The organism is Chryseotalea sp. WA131a (assembly GCA_025370075.1).
Lineage (GTDB): Bacteria > Bacteroidota > Bacteroidia > Cytophagales > Cyclobacteriaceae > ELB16-189.
Genome location: CP073016.1, coordinates 1,639,274 through 1,659,170, shown reverse-complemented (window position 1 = coordinate 1,659,170; position 19,897 = coordinate 1,639,274). Strand labels below are relative to the sequence as shown.

Genomic DNA, 19,897 nt, shown 5'->3' with positions numbered 1-19,897 from the left:
ATCCATGGAATTATTAGATTTTTTCATTCTTCGGACCCCCTTTTTTCCCCTTTCCTATCAATTTGAAGACCCAGTTCAAATGTTTCGTTCTAGTTCTCATTTTCGGGAATCGATATCAATATCTTCACCTTCCTTATTTCATGACGCTCAATTATTGATTACCAATAAAATTGATTCAGAAAAGGAGCGAGTTAAAATTCATCTTTCTTTGCTTCGGTATTTGAAACGCATGTCCTTTCGTTGCACTCCATTTGGAATTAGTGCAGGCATCTCAATAGGGGCTATTACGAACAAAACCGGAATAATTAATTGTAATCCAGAAGATTCTCAAAGATTAATTCGACCTGACATGTGCTTCCTTGGGAAAATATATCAACACGTGATGGGTGAACCGACCTTGAGGAGGAGGTTATTGTATCGAGCAAACAACACATGTTTTCATTTTAACAATGAATTAAGATATCTTGAATACAGCTATGAACCCTATCGTTCTTATAGAATGTCTAGTGTTGAAAGTGATCCGCTTTTGTTATCTCTAATTGGAATTTGTCAAGATTCTATGCAGTATGAAACTATCTTGACTAAGGTAGTTTCAGAAGGTTATGATTCCGCCGAGGCCAGTAGCTACATTTGCCAACTAATTGAAAGCAAATTATTAATTTCAGAATTGGAGCCTTCCGTTTCAGGAATCCATTATGGCAAGAAGCTTTTTACTTTCCTAGAGGCTAATCGAATCCATTTGTCGGATAGCCTCGAACAGAGTAGAGTCATTCTAAACAAAATTATTGGTACTCATCATTCTTCTACTGGCATTGATTCTTGGAATGAGGAAATTGTTTCTGAAGCAGAGCGAATTGGCATCAAAGATATTGATATCATTCAAGTCGATATGCTTAAGCAAGGCTCTCAAATTGAATTAGATCGAGAGATATTTGCGGACTTACGAATGGCTCTCCGCATCACCCAATACCTAGTTAAGCATACGGTATCAGAAAACCTAGTTAATTTGTCCAAGTTTATTGACGAGTTTGAGTATCGGTATGAAGGCATGGAGGTTCCCCTCCTCGAAGTCATGGATCCACATATAGGAATTGGCTATCCATATTCGCCAGATTCATTGGTTGATAGTCTTTTAACAGAGAACATTCAGGTGAGTTCTGCTATTTCTGAAAAAATGGAAGTCTCTACTACTTTCAATCCTATACTTCGAAAATACTACGATTGTTTAAGTCAAAATAAAACTGAAGTTATCCTTAGTCAAGAAGATATCAAAACTAAGGAGGTAACCAGCTTTGATGAATTTAATAAATATACAGGGATCATGAGCAGTCTGGTAAGTATTATCAAGAAACAAGATTCAATTAAGATACAACATACTAGTACAGAGGGTACTAACTTTAAAACATTAGGAAGATTTTGTTATTCTCACTCAGATATTGAAAGTTATTTGAGTAAGTTAGCTCATCTTGAACAAGAGGCAGACCCTCAAGGAATATTTGCTGAACTGGTATTCCTTCCAGAGGATAGAATAGGCAACCTGATTGCCAAACCACCTCTTTGCATTTATGAAATTCCTATTGTTTCTAGTAGTTGCTTACCAAAAGAGAATCAAATACAGTTAAACGATATACTTGTGTGTGTCCAGAACGGGAAAATTCAGTTGAGGTCTAGGCAATTTAATAAGGTTATTTATCCCATATTTTCTTCTGCTTATACTCATACTAAAAGTAATGTTCCTTTGTTTCGATTTTTAGGTGATCTTCAATATCAATATTGTTACCCTTCAATATACTGGGATTGGGGAATTCTAGGGCGAATGCCATTTTTACCACGGGTTTCTTATAAAAATATAATCTTATCAAAAGCTACATGGAAGATTACACTAGAATCCATATCCTCTTTACTCAATGCAAAAGAACCCTTTCAAAAAATTAAAAAGTATTTCCTGCTAAATAAAATACCCAATTCCTTTGTGATCGTTCAGGGGGATCATGTGCTTCCGATTAACCTAGACAATGATAGCTCATATCGCCTTTTCATTGACGAACTAGTAAAAAACAAACTATTAGTGGTTCAGGAAAATTTGATTGCCGATGAAACCGATTCGATTGTATATGATGCAAATAGAAGATGCTACTCAAATGAGGTGATTTTGTTATGGGACAATCTTAGCTCAAATAGAAAGTCGGAGATTCCTGTAACTGGATTTTCGATTGATAAGTTAGTTCCCGCTGGAGGTGGTGATTGCATCTATTTTAAAATCTATTGCAATCATTCAATAGCAGATAACATTATAAAGGATCATATTAAACCCTGGTTTGACCAATTACATCTGGCAGGGGTTTCCTTTACTTGGTTCTTCATTCGATACGCTGATCCACAATTTCATTTACGAATTAGAATTTTTTCGACTGAACAAAATATTTTAAAAATTAGAACTAACTTTTTTGTAATAGTCTCAGTGGTGAATAGACACAAGAAAAGCTGGAAGATACAAGAGGACACTTACAATCGAGAATGGCAACGCTATGGAGCGGAAAACATGAAGAATGTTGAAGAATACTTTTATGTAGATAGCAAATTCGTAATGGATTTGATTTGTAAATTATCCGGTTCAGAGCTTCAATCTTTGCGCTGGAAAATTGCTTTGATTATAGTGAATAATGTATTGGATGATTTTGCCCTATCAATTCTTCAAAAGGCAAAGTTAATGACTAGTATGGAACAAAGCTTTCTAGAAGAGTTTGGCTCTATACGAAATAACAAACTCGAACTGTCAAAAAAATTTCGGAGAAGTAAAACTGAAATTGAATCTGCTTTATTGGGACAAGAGACCAATTTATCAAGTGTTTATGAATTACTTGAGCATCGCAAAGAACGAATAAAGATTGTGGTCGATAAGATTGATAAATTAAATCGCGGTGGCGAGTTAGGCGTTAGTCTTTTTAATCTTGTCTCTAGCATAATTCACATGTCTCTAAATAGGATTTTCGAAAGTAAACATCGAATGCAAGAGATGGTTATCTACAGTTTTCTTTCATGTCATTACAAATCCGAGATAGCGCGGGCTAAATACAAAATTACACCAACGAGATAGCATTATAATAGAACATAAAAATAGTTAGTGTATTTACTATATTCTTATGTATTTCTTTAAGTTCATTATCTTTGAATGGATATTCCTCAAATTGACAAATTAATTCTTCGATCGAAAGTGGCTCGCTAAACCGAGCAATAATTTCAGTCCAACCTTCTAGTAATAAATACTTTCTTTTGTTTTCGAAAACGCACAAGTATGATAAGGTTAGAATACCTTCTTTATTGTAAGATACCCTGCATGTGGGTGATAAATGAAATCGTACTGATAAATATTGCTCTTCTCCAAGCCCCATCCATTTTAATCTATTGTCAAAAATTTGTTGTCTCTGCAATTGTACTGATTTTGGTAAACTAGAATTGGTAACAGAACTACCTTTTAATTGTAAAAAATAGTCTATTATTTTTGTGTGAAATTGGGGAAATTCAATCTTTAGTAGGTGTTCAATTTGCAAACATATCGATGGATCCCTTTTTGCACTCCCAATTGTATGAACATATTTAGCAAATCTTGGTACGGCATTCAGCTGAAGACACTCATGAAAATCGTCTGACATGTGATTAAAAAGATAAGATATGTTTATTTTCTCATCGCTACATATTTCATGAAACAATAACTGTTCGACAATGATATTCAACAATCCTACATTGCAAGTATGAAAAAGACCTTTGTTCACTCTAATGAAATCACTTGCTTTTTGATACAATTTATCAAATAGAAAAATCCTTTTACCACCAATAATACCCGCATTTATTGAAATAATTGGGGAATTATTTAAAGAAGGTGGTAAGAGGTGAAAATCTTTTATTTGATCTTTGATCAAGTAATAATAAGGATAACCTACTTCTCTGTTCTGTGCTACCGCATCTGAATTACAAATTTCTTTTGGGAACTCTTTCCAGATGATAAAATCACCATCTACATGTATAAAATGTTCTTTTTGTATTGAGTAAGCAAACAGCTTGCCCATACTCCACAAATTCGGATGGACATCTTGGAGCCTGTCTAACTCGGTGGAGACATTCGTGTAAGGCAAGTTAACATCTCGGATTAGTTCAGCCCACCCGTCTGAATCTGTCACCAATTCTACTTTATCATAGAATTGTCTGAGCTTCAGAACACTTAAAGCCCAACAAAAGAGACTGCTTTCTCGCTGTATCCACCCACCATTATGGCGCCCATTTGGATCGTTGACTTCATTAATTCGATTTGGATGCGACCAATAACTTTGAATGATTTTCATGCCTGTTTATATTATCTAGGATAGTTATTATCCCAAAAATCTTTTTGAAAAGCCACATTTTCTATGTACCAATTTTTAGGCTCGTTTTTGATTACTTCCACATTTTCCAGTTTAATCTTTTTGAGATATATTTTATGATCAATCTTGTAAAGCTTATCTTTTTCCTTAACCTCAAGCAAACTCTGGATGGAGTAAGGGTAATAATGATTCTTATATTCCTTGTAAATAATAGTTATAGGATTATGGCGGTTCCCAACAGAAAGCGTGTGTTTAATGATAGCGAGATTTTTAGTTGCAATATATATGGTGCCAGAATATTTTTCTTTTTCAATTTTCCCATCTTTCAGTTCTCCAGGTTTTAGGCCATAGTGAATGATACAAACCGTATCCTTATCAAATTGTGTAAATGTCACCGTCTTAAAATTTAATTTCTTAAATATTTTCGGATTGAAAACTGTATACATGCTGCTGCCGACTCCAATTTGGTCGATCAGAAAAACATGAAACGTAGGATGATACGCAAAATGTTCTTGTTTACTTTTTTTGTCCAACTCAGGACGTAGTGGGCTTGTACCCGTCTCTCGCTTCTCAACGATTTTAGAGATATTAAAAGCTCCTTGGGTGTACCCAGCTCTATAGGTACTAAGTATACTCTCCACCTTATAGACAGTTTCGATCGTGTCCTTGACGGAAAGGTTTGAATAAAACTCCATGTTAAATGGCTGTTGGTTATAGTTCTTGCTTACATTCTCAATTGCTTCCCTTACCATTTCTTCTGCGCCAATTGGCTTGGACTTAACAAGAACCTCTTCCAATTTTATAACTTTAGGGGTCAGAGAAATTATGATTTCTGACTGATTTAACCCCAGAAGACTGTCAATGGAGATTCTTCTCGTCAAATAACCTATGCTACTTACTTTTAAAGTTTTTTCGATCTTAGTTGTTTCAATCGATAGAATAAATTTCCCAGCTTCATCTGAAGCGGTTCCGGAGGCGCTGTCATTGATTTCTAGGCTTGCGTATGGAACAACAATATTTGTTCTTTTTTCTACTATTTTCCCTGTTAACACTTTTTGAGCGTAGCCAATGATATGTAAATGAAGGATGACAATAATAATCAGAATTTTATTCATTTCTCAAGATGTTTAGTGGTGAAAGTTTGCTTATCCGAATATGATGATATAGAATTGTAATACTACCAACAAGAATCACTACAAGTATTGTTTCTAAGAAGGGTAGGATGCCTATAGTAATTCGGTTCGGAAAAGTAGATAACCATCGACTGGTGATTATCCAAGTCAACGGAAAAGCTATTGCAAACGAAAGGAAGAACAATACACCAAAGTGCTTCCAACTTTCATACACCAGCAATAGGTTCGAAGCCCCAAAAATTTTTTTGATGCCTTGGGATTTGCTGTTTTTTTCTTGAACAATATTAATCAATCCAAAGAGACCCAGACAAGCTATTAGACCCGCTATAACTGAAAAGAAAACTATTAGAAATTGAAGTAGGTTTTCTCTTTCATTTTCCAAAGCTATACGTTGATCGAGTAAATAATATTCAAATGGCTGATCATTCAAAACTGATTTCCATTTCTCTTTAATCTGGTTTAACTGATTTTGATCTAGGGATTTGTATTTGAGAAGTACTTGAACAGGGTTCTCATCATTTAATTTGATAACAAGAGGCTCTATTGGTCGATGTAGACCATTGAAGCTAAAGTCATTGACCACACCAATTACTTGGTTACCTGACAAGGATTGCCCTATTGGGGTTTTCCAGCCCATTTGGTTCACCACCATTTGGTTCACGAGAATAAATTGACGGTCTAAGTCCTCTTCCCTAAAGGTCCGTCCTTCTTTGATTGTTAGTTGTAACACGTCTGTATAAGGGGGATCCACTTTAATATATTTAAAGACTCTCGTAAGCATGCCTTCTTCCTCAGAATCGGACCGAAACCCATCAAAAAAAAGTTCGCTAGAAGGGCTTGAGTTATGCCCGATAACCGAAATCTCAGAAACAAAAGGGAAGGTCAATAAGGATTCTCTTATTATTTTGCCTGAAGCATTACTGTTTGCTGGTATATCTATTACCAAAATCTTCTCTTTGTTAAAGCCCCTATTCCCATTGATCAAAAAACTCATTTGGTCTCTCAGTACAAAACTCGTAAAGCTCAAACCTGTAAAAACAACAATTTGAATAATGATTAAGCTTTTCATTAAAAACCCTTTACTCTTTTCGATCTCCGAAAATCGTAATTGGTGTGTTGTGCTGTTCCTTGTAATCTGGCGTAGTACATAAGTGGAACTAATCAGACTGCCTATCAAGACAATCAAAAGGGTCACAAACGGAATAATGACCCAAAGAAAAATGGGTGATAGATACCCAATGACTTTGTATTCTCTTAAATAATAAAGAGCAACAAAACATCCAACTCCTGACAGGGCGAGAGCGAACACAAAGAATAGAATTGTTTCCACATAATACTGAATCAGAATATGCTGTATCCACGCTCCCAAAGATTTGCGTATTCCAATTTCACGCGTTCTAGCTATCGTTTGTGAGATTGACAGATTGATGTGATTTGAAAGCGATATTAAGAATATAACGAGTGCAATAACAAAAAGTATTGATAAGATTTTCACACTACCCTTTGGTGAGTCAAATAATTTATTGGGACCAAGGTGGATCGATTGCAATGGCTCAATATTATACTGTCCTGAAAATCCAGTTTCCGCTAGGATGGGTCCAATAGTATCTTCAAAGTGCTGATTCAATTTTTCTTGAAATCCATGAATACTTTGACTATCCGAAAACAAAGCATAAACAAAACACCAATCATTCTTAATAACATTACTGGAGAGCAGAGCCCTATAAGCAAAACTAGTATTAATAGGTGATGCCTCGATTACACCCGTTATAGTAAAAGATTCACCATCCACTTCAACTATTTGAGAAGTTGCATTTGCGGAACCAAATAATTTTATTGCCAATTCAGCTGTAAGAACCACTTGATTTGGTTTTGACAAAGCTTGCAGCGGGCTTCCGCTTATCCACTTATGGTTGAATATTAACGGGTAACTAGAGTCCACCCAGGCAAACCCACCTTCATAAAATGATTTCCCATGATAAGACACCTTCACTTTCTCTTGTATTGGATCGACCCCTGTAACTCTTTCAATCTCTGGGTACGAGTTTCTTAGTTCATCCACTAACTGATTATTTGCCAAGGCCATATCAGTAGTTTCCCCACTTTGGCTTTGGACTACACTCAATGATACTCTTGCTATATTAGGTGCTTTCTCGAAGCAAGAATTGTAGGATAATTCCGTACCAATGAATAACCCGATAACAAGAAAGCAGGTTAGCCCAATAGCAATTGATGCCATGTTAATAAGTGTACTGGCAAAATACTTTTTAAAAAACCTCAAAGCCACTAGAAGGTAATTTCTTATTAGCATCATGATTAAAGTAAATTATATAAATAAAAATATTGAGCAGTTTAAATGAGTATCCATACCAAATTGCATCAATCATTTTTTGTTAGATTGGTTTAAATCCCACATTTGAGATTTGCTTACCTAGATAGATTGAAAGTAAAGAATTTTCAGTTCGCCAATACCGAACTTTGGCGATTTCAATAAAGCAACTTGACCTCCTTTTATCATCTTTTGATCATTCCTATCTATTCCTATCTTTAAAACAAAGGAATTCAAATAATAGTAAGACTCTCGTGCCTTGCAATATGCAATTTCAGCTCCTAGGGCTCTTAACTCTTGCAACTCTTCCATAAGCATAGTTTTTTTTATTCCAAGCCGTTCTGCAAATTTTTCTGGCGCACCTGTTGCTTTTCTTCGAATCAAATCATCCATTCTTTTTACCCGTTCAATGTATTTTAATAAACTCATATGACAATATTTGTAATTTGTATAAAAAATCTAGTTTCCCAGTTCCAATTGATTCTTCACCAGCTCATAATATTTTCCTTTTATTGCTGTCAGTTCCCCGTGACGTCCTTCCTCCACCACTCTTCCGCTTTCCAGCACTACAATTTTGTGGGCATTTTTAACGGTACTCAATCGATGAGCTATCACCACGACCGTTCTTCCTTTAAAAAATTCGTCTAAGTTTTCCATGATCACCTTTTCATTGTTGGCATCCAGTGCACTTGTAGCTTCATCAAAAAACAAATAGTGCGGGTTACGGTAAACGGCACGGGCAATCAGCATTCGCTGGCGCTGCCCCGCGCTAATGCCCGTGCCATCACTTCCAATTTTCGTATTGTAGCCCAGTGGCAGTTCCTCAATGAACTCCTGGATATTAGCCACGCGCACGGCATGCAACAATTTTGTTGTATCCATTTCTTCATCACTAACGCTGATGTTGTTGGCAATAGTATCTGAAAAAATATAACCGTCTTGCATAACGGTGCCGCATTGGCTGCGCCACTCCCTGGCACTTTTGTTTATCAGATCGGTGTGGCCTAACAAAATTTTACCCTCTGTGGGCGAATAGTATTTTAGTAATAGCTTGAGCAAGGTTGTTTTTCCGCTTCCGCTTGCGCCCACTATGGCCGTTACCTTACCCTCTTCAATGGTGAGGTGAATGCTATCGAGGGCTTTGGGAGAGTGAGGGCCTTCGTATTGGAAGGAGACTTTTTCAAAGCGCAGGTTCACCTCATCCGGCCTTCGGCCACCTTCTCCAAAAGGAGAAGGGAAGCGGCCTAAAGTATTGCTTGGTGGCTTTTCTTCGTTCTCCAACAATCTGATCTCGCCAATCCTGTCTAAGCTAATGCGGGCATCCTGCAATTCGCGGATAAAGTTGACGAACTCGTTGATAGGCACATTAAGTTGCCCAATAATATATTGAACAGCCAGCATCATACCTAGTGTCATACTGCCGCTGATCACGGCTGTGGCCGCCATGAAGGTGATGAAGATGTTTTTCAGTTCGTTGATGAGTGTGCTACCGCCCTCTTGCCATTGCTGCACACGGGTGCTGCTCACGCTCAACTTAAAAAGTTTTGCCTGTATCCTTTCCCATTCCCACCGCTTGGTGCGCTCGCAATTGTTGAGCTTGATCTCTTGCATGCCGTTTACCAATTGGATGAGGCTGCTGCGGTTGCGCGAGAGTTCGTTGAACCGCTTGTAGTCCAGCTCTTTTCTTACTTTCAAAAAGAAAAGTACGAAAACAATATAGATGGCACTGCCACCAAAAAAAATCAAAAAGATAGGGATGCTGTACAATGCCAGTACCACACCAAAAATGATTAGGTTGAAAAAGGAAAATAGGATGCTCAGGGAAGATGAGCTTAAAAACCGCTCGATGCGGCTGTGGTCTTCTATGCGCTGCAAGATGTCACCTATTTTCTTGGAATCGAAAAAGCTCATGGGCAATTGCATGAGTTTGATGAGAAAATCGGAGATAATGCTGAGATTGATACGGGTGCTGAGGTGCAGCAGTATCCATCGCCTGATGAACTCTGCTACCGTGCGGCTAAAAATGAGCATGAGTTGGGCAGCCAGCACAATATATATGAAAGGTGTGTTGCGGGTGTTGATGCCAACGTCCACAATAGATTGGGTAAGAAAAGGGAGGATCAGTTGGATCAAACTACCCAACAAAAGACCTATCAAAAGTTGAACAATAAACCTTCTGTATGTTTTTAGGTAGCCGAATAGATAATTAAACCCTAGTTTGGTATTCTTATCAGTTGCTACCTCGGTTTCATAAAATGCCGGTGTGGGTTCTAGCAGTAAGGCTACGCCTACCCCGCTTCCATTAGACGATGTAGAGAGCCATGACTTTAGAAATTCTTCGTTTGTGTAGGTAATCAAGCCCGCGGCAGGGTCGGCCACAGAAATCTTGTTTTTCTTGACCTTATACAATACGGCAAAATGACTTTGGTTCCAATGGACGATGCAGGGCAAAGGAGCGTCCACAACCATTTTTTCAAAAGGCAGTTTTACGCCCATAGTGCGGAAACCAATCGCCTCGGCCGCCTCGCTGATGCCAAGCAAAGAAACGCCTTCTCGCGTGATAAATGATTTTGTACGCAACTCATTGAGCGAAAATAGCTTGCCATGATATTTTGCAATCATCTTAAGGCAAGTAGGACCGCAGTCCATTTGGTCGAGTTGTGAATAAAACGGAAACTTCACCCATCAAAATTTCAAAGTTCAATAAACATAGTTGTTATCAACTAAAAAAAACTTATTCACGTATAACCATACATGCCATGTATGTCTTATTTTTGAGAAGTTGCCCGCATGGGGTTACTCACGTTAGTCAGTTACTTTAATAGCCATGGCAAGTAAAAAGTGCAGGGTACTAATAGTCGATCAATTACCTATAATTCGTATAGGACTCAGCTGCTTACTAGAAGATTCTAATTTCTCTTTATTGATCGCTAACAGTTCTTTGGAGGGCAGTATAATTTTACGAGAGGAAAAAGTAGATCTTTTGATAATCGACTTCTACAGGGAAGATCGTGCTGGATATGCCGTAATAGTTGATTCCCTTAAATCTTACCCGGCTTTGAATGTAATACTCTTTACTTCTATCAAAGAGAGCAATTTATTATATAGGCTTTATGAAAAAGGGTGCAGTATTATATCTAAAAGTGAATCCCCAGAAGCAATATTAAAAGGAATTAAAGCAACCCTGATCGGTAAAAAATTTCTGAGCCAAGAATTAAACTATATCAAAAACATCAAAGAAAACACATACCAATCGCGACCATTGCAATTCACAAAACAAGAAGAAAAAATAGTAGCATTAATATCTGTTGGTCTTTCCAGTGATGAAATTGCCCATACAATACAACTATCAAAAAATACTGTTGACACTTATCGAAGAAGGCTGCTTAAAAAATTCCAGTTTAATAACATAATGGAACTTATCAACTATGCTAAATCCATTCATAGCCTTTAACTTCTTATTTGGAAGGACTACATCGTTAACCTGGTTTTAACCTGTTCAACTTCATCTTTAGTCAGCCTAGGTCCCATCGCTAATGCTCAACATAGAAACACCTTCGCGGGTAATGTAAGCTTTGGCTTGCAGGTTGCGTAAGGCTGTAGTTTTTGCCTTGGTATTTGGCCACCATGCGCAGGCAAGTTGGGCCGCAGTCCATGGCATCTGCTTGCTTATAAAATGGGAACGGAAAGCAAGAGCTAGCAGACAATTGCAATATTGAGCGGGCTCATGTTTCGCGTTTAGAGCGAGGCTTATTTCAGCCTACCATAACTATGGTATTTATTATAAAATTGCTGATTACTTTAAAATGAGCCTGGGTGATTTGATTCATCGAATAGACTTACTTCAGAAAAAAGGACGAAAAAAAATGAATTAAGAGAGTTGGAAAGTTTATTGGATTTTATCTAATCAAATAGTTTTTATATCGGTTGTTTGTAGACTTTGTCAATCTTTACTCGCAACTGATTTGAAGCCTTAACCATCGGCAAGCGAACTTCTCCAGTGCCAATGCCTTTTAGCTTAAGTAGATATTTTACACCCACCGGATTTCCTTCTTCGTACATAAGGCCATTCAATTCCAATAACGTAAAGGCTACTTGTTGAGCTTTGTTGTATCTCCCCGCAAGGGCAAAATCTTTTATTTTCTTAAATACTTCTGGGAGTGCATTGGCCAAAACGGAAATAACTCCAACACCACCAACCGCATATAATGGAAGGGTAAGCAAGTCATCGCCCGAAATAAGCATAAAGTCTTTCGGTTTACCTTTCGCAATGTTCATGCATTGCTCCAGATTTCCCGAAGCCTCTTTGATACCAATAACATTTTTATGCTTGGCTAAGCGTAAGGTAGTTTCTGCCGTAAGATTTGAGGCGGTGCGGCCCGGTACATTGTAAAGAATAATCGGCACGGGGGATGTATTTGCAACGTGAACGAAATGCTGATAAATGCCCTCTTGCGATGGTTTGTTGTAATACGGACTTACTGATAGCAAAGCACTTATTCCGAGCAAATTAGTCGATTCAATTTCTTCCACCACTTGCTGCGTATTGTTGCCGCCAATGCCATACACAATGGGTAGTTTTTTTGGATTGTTCTTTCGCACAAATTCAAGTACTTCTTTCTTTTCTTCCTTGCTCAAGGTTACTGACTCACCCGTAGTGCCCATCACCACATAATAATCTCCACCCTTGGCGGTGTACTCCAGTAATTTTTTAAGAGAGCCGAAATCAATCGTTTTGTCAGAATTAAAAGGCGTTACCAACGCCACACCCGTGCCGTATAATTTCCTCATCGCAGTTGTTTCGTGTATTTGTACATGGTTTCAATCAACCCTTTAATGGTCCCATTTTGTTCAATCATCAACTCAAAAAAAGAGCTTTCACTTTCATGGAAACGCCCTACCCGGCACCTTGCCTTGCTTCTTGCCAATAAATGGAGCACCAGCGGATTAGATTCTTGATCGATACAAAACAGATAATCAAAAGGGGTTTGGTAAAATTTGATGGCCGTATCGGAATTCAGATTGCCCCAATAATTGAAATCTTTGATGGTAAAAAAATCGAATAAGAACTCATGGTTTTCTTTTTTCTCAGGCAGGTACTCCAATACTTGTACCTTTTTACCGTCTTGCTCTATTTGATGGATGAATTCTTTTATTTCTAAATGTTTCTGCTTGTCTTCCACAGTAAAAATGATTCCTAAATTTTGAGCCTGCTGGTAGGGAAGGCTCGCCCTCAACGCTTTGTTTTTCTTCAAGGCTGAGTTAGTGCGCATTTTTAGAAAATTCATTTTAAACATGTGTGTGATATTAAATTTCTAAATGAGAACAGCCAATCGAACTTGTGCTTTTCTGAAACTCCAAACAGCAAAGATTGAAAGGTTTATTGACTTCTTCAAGACTTTAACATCGCTTCAAACTCAGCAATGCCAATTATTTTTACACCTAGCTTTGATGCTTTTTCCAATTTTGCTGGCCCCATGTTTTCTCCAGCTAGTAGGTAATCCAGCTTTGCAGAGACACCAGATAAAACCCTTCCGCCATTCGCGATGATAATGTCTTTTAATTGATCACGCTCATAATTTTCAAAGGTACCGGAGATTACAAAGGAATGGTCACCTAGAGAATTGCTGATTTTTTCGGGTTCAGTTTGGTTAGATTCCATTTGTAAGCCGGCTTCCTTCAGTCGCTGAACTTCTCGTTGGTTTTCTTTTTCGGCAAAATAATTGACCACACTTTGGGCGATTTTTTCACCCACTTCTGGAGCTTGCAGCAATTGCTCATACGTAGCCATAGAAAGCCCATCTATCGATTTAAAGTACCCTGCTAATTTTTCTGCGACTGTTTTACCAACAAAGCGAATCCCAATACCGAAAAGTACTGCTTCAAATGGTGCCGACTTAGAAGCGATAATTCCGTCTAACATATTTTGCGCAGATTTGTCTTTTACCTTATCGAGCTTCAGCAAATCTTCTTTCTTAAGGTCGTATAAATCAGCTGGTGTTTTTACCAATCCCAATGAAAATAATTGCTTGATGGTTTGCTCACCAAGCGAATCGATGTCCATTGCCTTTCGCTGAATGAAGTGTTCAATCTTGCCGGTGATTTGTGGAGGGCAACCCTTTTCATTTGGACAATAATGATTTGCTTCCCCTTCTTGCCGAATCAATGTGGTTCCACACTCGGGGCATTTATCGATGTAATGAATGGGCTGAGACGATTTTTTTCGCTTGGTTAAATCAACACTCGTTATCTTGGGAATAATCTCTCCTCCTTTTTCCACAAATACTTCATCGCCAATGCGCAAGTCCAATCGCTCGATTTCATTGGCATTGTGCAACGAAGCACGTTTCACGGTTGTGCCAGCAAGTAATACGGGTTCCAATTCAGCAACGGGAGTAACGGCCCCGGTTCTCCCAACTTGATAAGTGATGCCATTCAGTTTTGTGCTGATGCTTTCTGCTTTGTATTTGTAAGCTATTGCCCAACGTGGGCTTTTGGCTGTATAGCCTAATATCTGTTGCTGCTCTAAGTTGTTGACTTTGATAACCACGCCATCGGTTTCAAGTGGTAGATCATTTCTTTTTTTGTCCCACGTGTGAATGTAAGCTAAAACCTCTTCTATGTTTTTACATTTTTGATAGGTTTTAGAAACTTGAAATCCCCACTTTTCAATTTGATGAATGGCCTCTTCGTGCGACTTGATTGAAAGGTTTTCGCCCAGCAGATAATAGAGGTAGCAATTGAGTTTCCGCTTTGCTACTTCGCTGCTGTCTTGCATCTTTAATGTGCCAGAGGCAGTGTTGCGCGCGTTGGCATATTGCTCTTCGCCAATGTCATCACGCTCTTTGTTCAATTGCTTGAATACATCTTTGGATAAGAAAACTTCACCCCGTACTTCAAAATGGGTTGGAATATCTTTGCCATTTACTTTTAGCGGTAGCGAACGAATGGTTTTTACATTGGCAATCACATTATCGCCACGCACTCCATCCCCACGGGTGATTCCTTTTACCAATGAGCCACTCTCGTAAATCAAACTGATGGACACACCATCGAATTTAAGTTCGCAAAAATATTCATAGGCTGCGCCATCCAATCCTTTTGATACCCGCTCGTCAAAATCCTTTAGTTCTTCTTCCGAATAGGTATTCCCCAACGACATCATTGGATATTGATGGGTAACATTTTCAAATTCTTTGGTGATGGTGCCGCCCACACGTTGGGTGGGGGAGTCAGCTAGTTTGAGTTCAGGGAATTTTTTTTCTAGATCTATAAGTTGTTGAAGCAATTTATCAAACTCAAAATCAGAGATTTCAGATTTGTTTTGTTGGTAGTACAAATCATTGTGATAATTGATTTGTTCTGTCAATAATTGTATTTGCTTTTGGGCTTCGGTAGAAGACATTTGGTTAGAAAATAATGGCTAAATTATAAATTCTTAACAGACCAGAGAACAAAAAGAATCACTCGTGCTTCATGCTTCGCTAGCCTTTGTTCAGTCATTGAGTAAGTTTAGTATTTGGCAAGCAACAAGACCAGCCGTTTCGGTGCGTAATCGGTTTGCCCCAAAACTTACTTTAATGAATTGATGTTCGTTGGCCAAGATCACTTCATCATCCGTAAAATCGCCTTCGGGGCCGATTAGTATCAAGTAGCTTTGGCTGGGCTTGACTACATTTTTTAAATGGATCTTGTTTTGAAAATCCACATGCGCAATAAATTTCTGTGATGCTTGTTCCTTTACTATTTCCTTAAAAGGAATCATTCCGCTGATGGTAGGTAACCAGGCTTGCTGCGACTGTTTCATTGCACTAATCGCTATTTTTTGAATTCGTTCTAGGTTAATGGTTTTGCGCTCTGACGTTTTGCTTTGAAAAAAAGTGATTTTATCAATTCCAATTTCTACGGCTTTTTCTACAAACCACTCAGTACGATCAATGTTTTTGGTGGGGGCGATGGCAATGTGAATGCAATAATTTCTTTTTGGAAATTCCTCCTTACTAACTATTTCAAATGCGCATTTTTTTGCGTCTGCGATTGTTATTCTTGCTTGATAAAAAAAACCATTCCCATCGGTTATCGTCAATTCATCACCCGCTACTTTTCGCAATACTTTTACCACATGACGCGATTCTTCAGCATCCAAATGGGTGTGGCCATTCGCAATTTTGGGTAAGTAAAATAGGTTCACATGAATGAAAATCGTAATGGATGATTATGAATACGAATTCTGTAGCTTGTTCATCAGTGCTACATACTCAATCATGGCTTGTTCTTTGGTTAAACCTTTTTTAGCAGCCCACGCATCGAATTTGGCAATGGCCTTAAAGTCAAAACCGACTGGGCGATCGCCACTCACATCGCCATCGGTAGCTTGCTTAAATAGTGCGTATAAATCCAATAATTCTTCGTTGGACGGTCGCTTGGTAAGGTCTTTTGATTTTGCAACGGCTGCATTAAAATCGTCTAGTAATGCCATAATATTTTTGGTATAAAAAAGTCCGTAGTGAGTGGCCACGGACTTGGTGTAAAGATTATCGCTTCTCGATTGGAACGTACTCGCGTAGATTTTGGCCAGTATAAATCTGACGCGGGCGCCCAATGGGTTCTTTGTTCTCACGAAGTTCCTTCCATTGTGCAATCCATCCTGGCAAGCGGCCCATGGCAAACATGACGGTGAACATATCCACCGGAATACCCAATGCCCTATAAATAATTCCTGAGTAGAAATCTACGTTAGGATACAACTTACGTTCGATAAAGTACGGATCTCGCAATGCAACTTCCTCTAGCTTCAAGGCGATGTCCAACACGGGGTCATTCACGCCCAATTTGCTCAATACCTCATCGGCCGTCTTCTTGATGATTTTGGCGCGCGGGTCAAAGTTTTTATACACACGGTGACCAAAGCCCATTAGGCGGAAGCCACTGTTTTTATCTTTTGCCTTGTTGATCCATTTTTCGGTATCTCCACCATCTTTGCGAATGGCTTCCAACATTAAAATCACCTCTTGGTTGGCACCTCCGTGAAGCGGCCCCCATAGGGCATTGATACCAGCAGAAATGGAAGAGTAAATACTTGCTTTGGAAGAGCCCACAATCCGCACGGTAGAAGTTGAGCAATTCTGTTCGTGATCGGCATGCAAAATCAATAGTTTATCCAATGCGTCTGCTACTACCGGATCGACTTCATATTGCTCGGCAGGCAAAGCATAAAGCATTTTTAAGAACCGAGCGGTATAGTTGAGCGTATTGTCGGGATAGTTGACGGGATGACCCATTGCATTTTTATACGCCCAAGCTGCGAAGGTTGGCATTTTGGCCAACGAGCGAACAATGCTCAAATAAACACCTTCTGCTGAACGGTTGGGATCTAATGATTCAGGATAGAATGCGGTTTGTGCGCAAAACATAGAGGCCAACACGCCCATGGGGTGCGAAGAGGACGGAAAGCCATCCAAAATCTTCTTGATATCTTCGTGCACCATGGTATGGCGCTTGATATCATCTGAGAATTTGTCCAACTGATCTTTCATGGGCAGTTCACCAAAAATGAGCAGGTAGGCTACTTCCAAAAAGCTCGACTTTCCGGCCAAGTCTTCAATAGAATAACCGCGATGCCTAAGAATGCCCTTGTCACCATCTAAGAAGGTAATGGCACTTTTGGTAGCCCCCGTGTTTTTATAACCAAGGTCTAGCGTAATGGTGCCGGTTTCCTCCAGCAGATTACTGATGTCCAAGGCCACTTCATTTTCAGTTCCTTCCACAATGGGAAGTTTATACGATTTTCCGTCAATGATTAATTCTGCTGTTTTGGCCATAAAAGATTAGTTATGCTTTGGGCTTAAAGATATATCGCGATGTTCAGTTAAACAATCAAATCGGCATTTTGATAGTCAATTATTGGACATTTTTTTCCGCGATTTGGAGATTAATTGTTCCCCAAAATCAAGGGCATGCCGTCTTTACCAGAACCCACCACAATGATTTTGGCATTTGGCGATTTTGATAGCTCTAAGGTTGCCTCAATGCCCCTCATTTTCAAGAGTTTGTCGGTCAAGCTGTTGTTGATGATGTTATTGGCACGCGATTCCCCCTCGGCAGCTATCCGTTTGCGCTCGGCCTCACTTTTCTCTTTATCTAATCGAAACTGATAGGCCAAGGCTTCTTGTTCTTGCTGCAGTTTGTTTTCGATGGCACCTTTAATCTGTTCGGGCAGAGCAATTGATCTTATCAATACTGCGGTAGCGCTCACATTATTCACATTTAGAATTTTCTCTGTTTCATTTTTGATGGCTGTTTCTACTTCTGCCCTTTTGGTAGAGTAAATTTCCTCAGCTGTGTATCTTCCCATTACCTGACGCACTGTACTCCTCACTTCAGGTATCACCAACACATTTACATAGTCTTTGGTAAACTGTTCATGGATAAACCCAATTTTGTTAGGCATTGGGAAATATCTAACGGTGATATCTACGTGAATCGACAGACCGCTTTTGTCCAATACGTCCATGTTCTCATCTGATGAAGTCTCGTTTACTTTATAAATATAGACATCATTCCAAGGCATTTTGGTATGCGTCCCTGGTCCGATGACATCTTCTTTATCCAAGCCTTTGCCAAAAGGATAAAAGACAATGGCTCTTTCTGTAGCTTCAATGGTGAAAAACAAACTGGATGATAGTGCCAGCACTACAAAAAAGGCAATAACTGCTAAAATGATAAATGGTAATCTGCGGTTGTTCATATGGTGTTTTTATTTGGTTTCGGAATCTTCCTGTCTAGGTAAGCCCAGCAATTTACCAATAATGAGCATACCGCAAAGCCCTCCCCACACGGCTTCTAAAATACTGATGTTACGAATGAGGCGGCTTGGTTGTAATCTGGAGTTGATGCCACCTAAAGTTCAGGTTCGAAAAGGATAAGGCCAGCCGAAACAATGACGATTTGTATCAAAACGATGTTTCGGTAGTCTTTCGTCTTTTCGTTATGAAGCTGTGTGCGGTTAAATATGAAGTATGTTTTTGAAGGAGAAGTTGAACATAGTTGGCGCGGTGCTTAACAAGAAATGGCAACTTTACTTAATCTTTCCAAAACAAAAAGGCGATGGAAAAACCATCGCCTTTTTGTTTTCTTACCAAACAGATTACACTCCAGAAGCACTGCCCATTCCTTCATTGCTTGGGCTTTCGGGGAACGGGGTTGGCTCGGGTGCGGGTGTAAACAATGAGGGTGCAGGTGTAGGAGCCACCGGCTTTTTAGCAGCTGGTTTCTTCTTGGGGGCGGCTTTCTTCACCACTTTTTTCACGGCTTTCTTAGCAGTTTTCTTTACCGCCTTTTTTGCTTTTTTAGCAGCCTTCTTCACCACTTTTTTAGCGGCTTTCTTAGCTGATTTTTTAGCGGGTTGAGATTTTTTCTTAGCCGCCTTTTTTGCTTTCTTTGCCATAGTACGGAGTTATTTTATTTTATTTTGGGTTATGCTTTTTTGATTAGCATCTAAAGTTAAAAAAACTTTGTTGCCATTCGCAAATAGTTTCTCAATAAATTACACCACTTTTAGATGGAGCAATCCATAAGACGGTAAAAGGCAAGTGGTAGCTATCTATGGCTACAAAAAAAGGCATCGCTTAATCTGAGGTTGACACCTGCCATTCAGGATTTGCTCGAAAACGAGATTAAATGCACGATTGTGTCCGATATCGATAGGTTCCCTCATTCTAATCTCGATTTAGACCATGAAGAGGCACCCGTACCAATCTCTGACTTTCAGAAAAAATTAGCCAAAGCTGAGGGTATTTTGGTCTTGGGTAAGTTCTTTTTTGGATTGATAGATTCGAGATAATTAATCGGTTTCTCCCCTAATAGTTAGCTGCATCAAAAAAAAAGCAGGCCTGGGAAGAAACCTACTTTTTTAAAAAATGAAAACAAAATTATGGGGAGAAATTCACAAAATTTTGCACACAGGGGCATCTGTCGCTATCAAAAAATTCGTAACAAGAGTCCTTAAGTTAAAGACTATAGTGAAGAACACCAAAAGGCGAGCGAAAGCAGAAACATCAATGGAAGCTACGGTATAA

General features: G+C 38.9%; 18 protein-coding genes. 4 read left to right on the top strand and 14 right to left on the bottom strand.

Annotated elements, in window-relative coordinates:
* The first annotated feature begins 4 nt into the window (after nt 1–4).
* On the top strand, nt 5–3,097 hold the full coding sequence (locus KA713_07375) for a lantibiotic dehydratase (protein UXE68388.1): 3,093 nt from the start codon (nt 5–7) through the stop codon (nt 3,095–3,097).
* Here the strand turns inward: KA713_07375 and KA713_07370 are convergent.
* The 5 genes from KA713_07370 to KA713_07350 all read right to left on the bottom strand — a co-directional run bounded on the left by KA713_07370 (nt 3,081) and on the right by KA713_07350 (nt 10,502).
* Entirely contained in the window at nt 3,081–4,340 is a 1,260-nt protein-coding gene (locus KA713_07370) for a hypothetical protein (GenBank protein UXE68387.1), read from the bottom strand. The two genes, KA713_07375 and KA713_07370, sit on opposite strands and share 17 nt — an antisense overlap.
* An 11-nt stretch (nt 4,341–4,351) precedes the next feature.
* Nucleotides 4,352–5,473: a carboxypeptidase-like regulatory domain-containing protein gene (locus KA713_07365; GenBank protein UXE68386.1), complete on the bottom strand. Its 1,122-nt coding sequence runs from the start codon at nt 5,471–5,473 to the stop codon at nt 4,352–4,354.
* Nucleotides 5,466–7,730 (bottom strand): ABC transporter permease, encoded by a 2,265-nt coding sequence (locus KA713_07360; GenBank protein ID UXE68385.1) that lies wholly within the window; start codon nt 7,728–7,730, stop codon nt 5,466–5,468. The genes KA713_07365 and KA713_07360 overlap by 8 nt, the downstream gene beginning before the upstream one ends.
* A 192-nt stretch (nt 7,731–7,922) precedes the next feature.
* Complete coding sequence (locus KA713_07355; protein UXE68384.1) at nt 7,923–8,249, bottom strand: hypothetical protein; 327 nt, start codon at nt 8,247–8,249, stop codon at nt 7,923–7,925.
* 30 nt (nt 8,250–8,279) lie between these two features.
* Entirely contained in the window at nt 8,280–10,502 is a 2,223-nt protein-coding gene (locus KA713_07350) for a peptidase domain-containing ABC transporter (protein UXE68383.1), read from the bottom strand.
* A gap of 145 nt (nt 10,503–10,647) precedes the next feature.
* On the opposite strand from KA713_07350, the gene KA713_07345 reads away from it, so the two are divergent.
* On the top strand, nt 10,648–11,274 hold the full coding sequence (locus KA713_07345; GenBank protein UXE68382.1) for a response regulator transcription factor: 627 nt from the start codon (nt 10,648–10,650) through the stop codon (nt 11,272–11,274).
* Between the two features lie 79 nt (nt 11,275–11,353).
* Here the strand turns inward: KA713_07345 and KA713_07340 are convergent, their stop codons facing one another.
* Entirely contained in the window at nt 11,354–11,533 is a 180-nt protein-coding gene (locus KA713_07340) for a C39 family peptidase (GenBank protein ID UXE68381.1), read from the bottom strand.
* A 1-nt stretch (nt 11,534) separates the two neighbouring features.
* Between KA713_07340 and KA713_07335 the strand changes: the two genes are divergently transcribed.
* Nucleotides 11,535–11,630 carry a hypothetical protein gene (locus KA713_07335; GenBank protein UXE69067.1) on the top strand — a complete coding sequence of 32 codons (96 nt, stop codon included), beginning with the start codon at nt 11,535–11,537 and terminating at the stop codon, nt 11,628–11,630.
* A gap of 108 nt (nt 11,631–11,738) precedes the next feature.
* Here the strand turns inward: KA713_07335 and KA713_07330 are convergent, their stop codons facing one another.
* From KA713_07330 to KA713_07295, 8 genes are all read right to left on the bottom strand, one after another.
* Nucleotides 11,739–12,611 (bottom strand): 4-hydroxy-tetrahydrodipicolinate synthase, encoded by an 873-nt coding sequence (locus KA713_07330; protein UXE68380.1) that lies wholly within the window; start codon nt 12,609–12,611, stop codon nt 11,739–11,741.
* Nucleotides 12,608–13,108, bottom strand: coding sequence for a hypothetical protein (locus KA713_07325; protein ID UXE68379.1), 501 nt, complete (start codon nt 13,106–13,108; stop codon nt 12,608–12,610). The genes KA713_07330 and KA713_07325 overlap by 4 nt, the downstream gene beginning before the upstream one ends.
* Nucleotides 13,109–13,212: 104 nt before the next feature.
* The gene (gene ligA, locus KA713_07320; GenBank protein UXE68378.1) at nt 13,213–15,225 is read right to left on the bottom strand and encodes an NAD-dependent DNA ligase LigA; all 2,013 of its coding nucleotides are present in this window, start codon (nt 15,223–15,225) and stop codon (nt 13,213–13,215) included.
* Between the two features lie 90 nt (nt 15,226–15,315).
* The gene (locus tag KA713_07315; protein ID UXE68377.1) at nt 15,316–16,011 is read right to left on the bottom strand and encodes a 16S rRNA (uracil(1498)-N(3))-methyltransferase; all 696 of its coding nucleotides are present in this window, start codon (nt 16,009–16,011) and stop codon (nt 15,316–15,318) included.
* Between the two features lie 24 nt (nt 16,012–16,035).
* Complete coding sequence (locus KA713_07310; GenBank protein ID UXE68376.1) at nt 16,036–16,299, bottom strand: acyl-CoA-binding protein; 264 nt, start codon at nt 16,297–16,299, stop codon at nt 16,036–16,038.
* Nucleotides 16,300–16,354: 55 nt separating this feature from the next.
* A complete protein-coding gene (locus KA713_07305; GenBank protein ID UXE68375.1) occupies nt 16,355–17,641 on the bottom strand; it encodes a citrate synthase in 1,287 nt (428 codons plus the stop codon).
* A gap of 110 nt (nt 17,642–17,751) precedes the next feature.
* Nucleotides 17,752–18,567, bottom strand: coding sequence for a prohibitin family protein (locus tag KA713_07300; GenBank protein UXE68374.1), 816 nt, complete (start codon nt 18,565–18,567; stop codon nt 17,752–17,754).
* A gap of 399 nt (nt 18,568–18,966) precedes the next feature.
* Nucleotides 18,967–19,266: a hypothetical protein gene (locus tag KA713_07295; protein UXE68373.1), complete on the bottom strand. Its 300-nt coding sequence runs from the start codon at nt 19,264–19,266 to the stop codon at nt 18,967–18,969.
* Nucleotides 19,267–19,738: 472 nt separating this feature from the next.
* Between KA713_07295 and KA713_07290 the strand changes: the two genes are divergently transcribed.
* Nucleotides 19,739–19,897 (top strand): hypothetical protein, encoded by a 159-nt coding sequence (locus KA713_07290; protein UXE68372.1) that lies wholly within the window; start codon nt 19,739–19,741, stop codon nt 19,895–19,897.

Excerpts from the sequence above, each read along its gene's own strand:
- KA713_07375 (UXE68388.1), top strand. The coding sequence starts at position 5 with ATGGAATTATTAGATTTTTTCATTCTTCGGACCCCCTTTTTTCCCCTT.
- KA713_07370 (UXE68387.1), bottom strand. The coding sequence starts at position 4,340 with ATGAAAATCATTCAAAGTTATTGGTCGCATCCAAATCGAATTAATGAA.
- KA713_07365 (UXE68386.1), bottom strand. The coding sequence starts at position 5,473 with ATGAATAAAATTCTGATTATTATTGTCATCCTTCATTTACATATCATT.
- KA713_07360 (UXE68385.1), bottom strand. The coding sequence starts at position 7,730 with ATGGCATCAATTGCTATTGGGCTAACCTGCTTTCTTGTTATCGGGTTA.
- KA713_07355 (UXE68384.1), bottom strand. The coding sequence starts at position 8,249 with ATGAGTTTATTAAAATACATTGAACGGGTAAAAAGAATGGATGATTTG.
- KA713_07345 (UXE68382.1), top strand. The coding sequence starts at position 10,648 with ATGGCAAGTAAAAAGTGCAGGGTACTAATAGTCGATCAATTACCTATA.
- KA713_07330 (UXE68380.1), bottom strand. The coding sequence starts at position 12,611 with ATGAGGAAATTATACGGCACGGGTGTGGCGTTGGTAACGCCTTTTAAT.
- KA713_07325 (UXE68379.1), bottom strand. The coding sequence starts at position 13,108 with ATGAATTTTCTAAAAATGCGCACTAACTCAGCCTTGAAGAAAAACAAA.
- ligA (UXE68378.1), bottom strand. The coding sequence starts at position 15,225 with ATGTCTTCTACCGAAGCCCAAAAGCAAATACAATTATTGACAGAACAA.
- KA713_07310 (UXE68376.1), bottom strand. The coding sequence starts at position 16,299 with ATGGCATTACTAGACGATTTTAATGCAGCCGTTGCAAAATCAAAAGAC.
- KA713_07305 (UXE68375.1), bottom strand. The coding sequence starts at position 17,641 with ATGGCCAAAACAGCAGAATTAATCATTGACGGAAAATCGTATAAACTT.
- KA713_07300 (UXE68374.1), bottom strand. The coding sequence starts at position 18,567 with ATGAACAACCGCAGATTACCATTTATCATTTTAGCAGTTATTGCCTTT.
- KA713_07295 (UXE68373.1), bottom strand. The coding sequence starts at position 19,266 with ATGGCAAAGAAAGCAAAAAAGGCGGCTAAGAAAAAATCTCAACCCGCT.
- KA713_07290 (UXE68372.1), top strand. The coding sequence starts at position 19,739 with ATGAAAACAAAATTATGGGGAGAAATTCACAAAATTTTGCACACAGGG.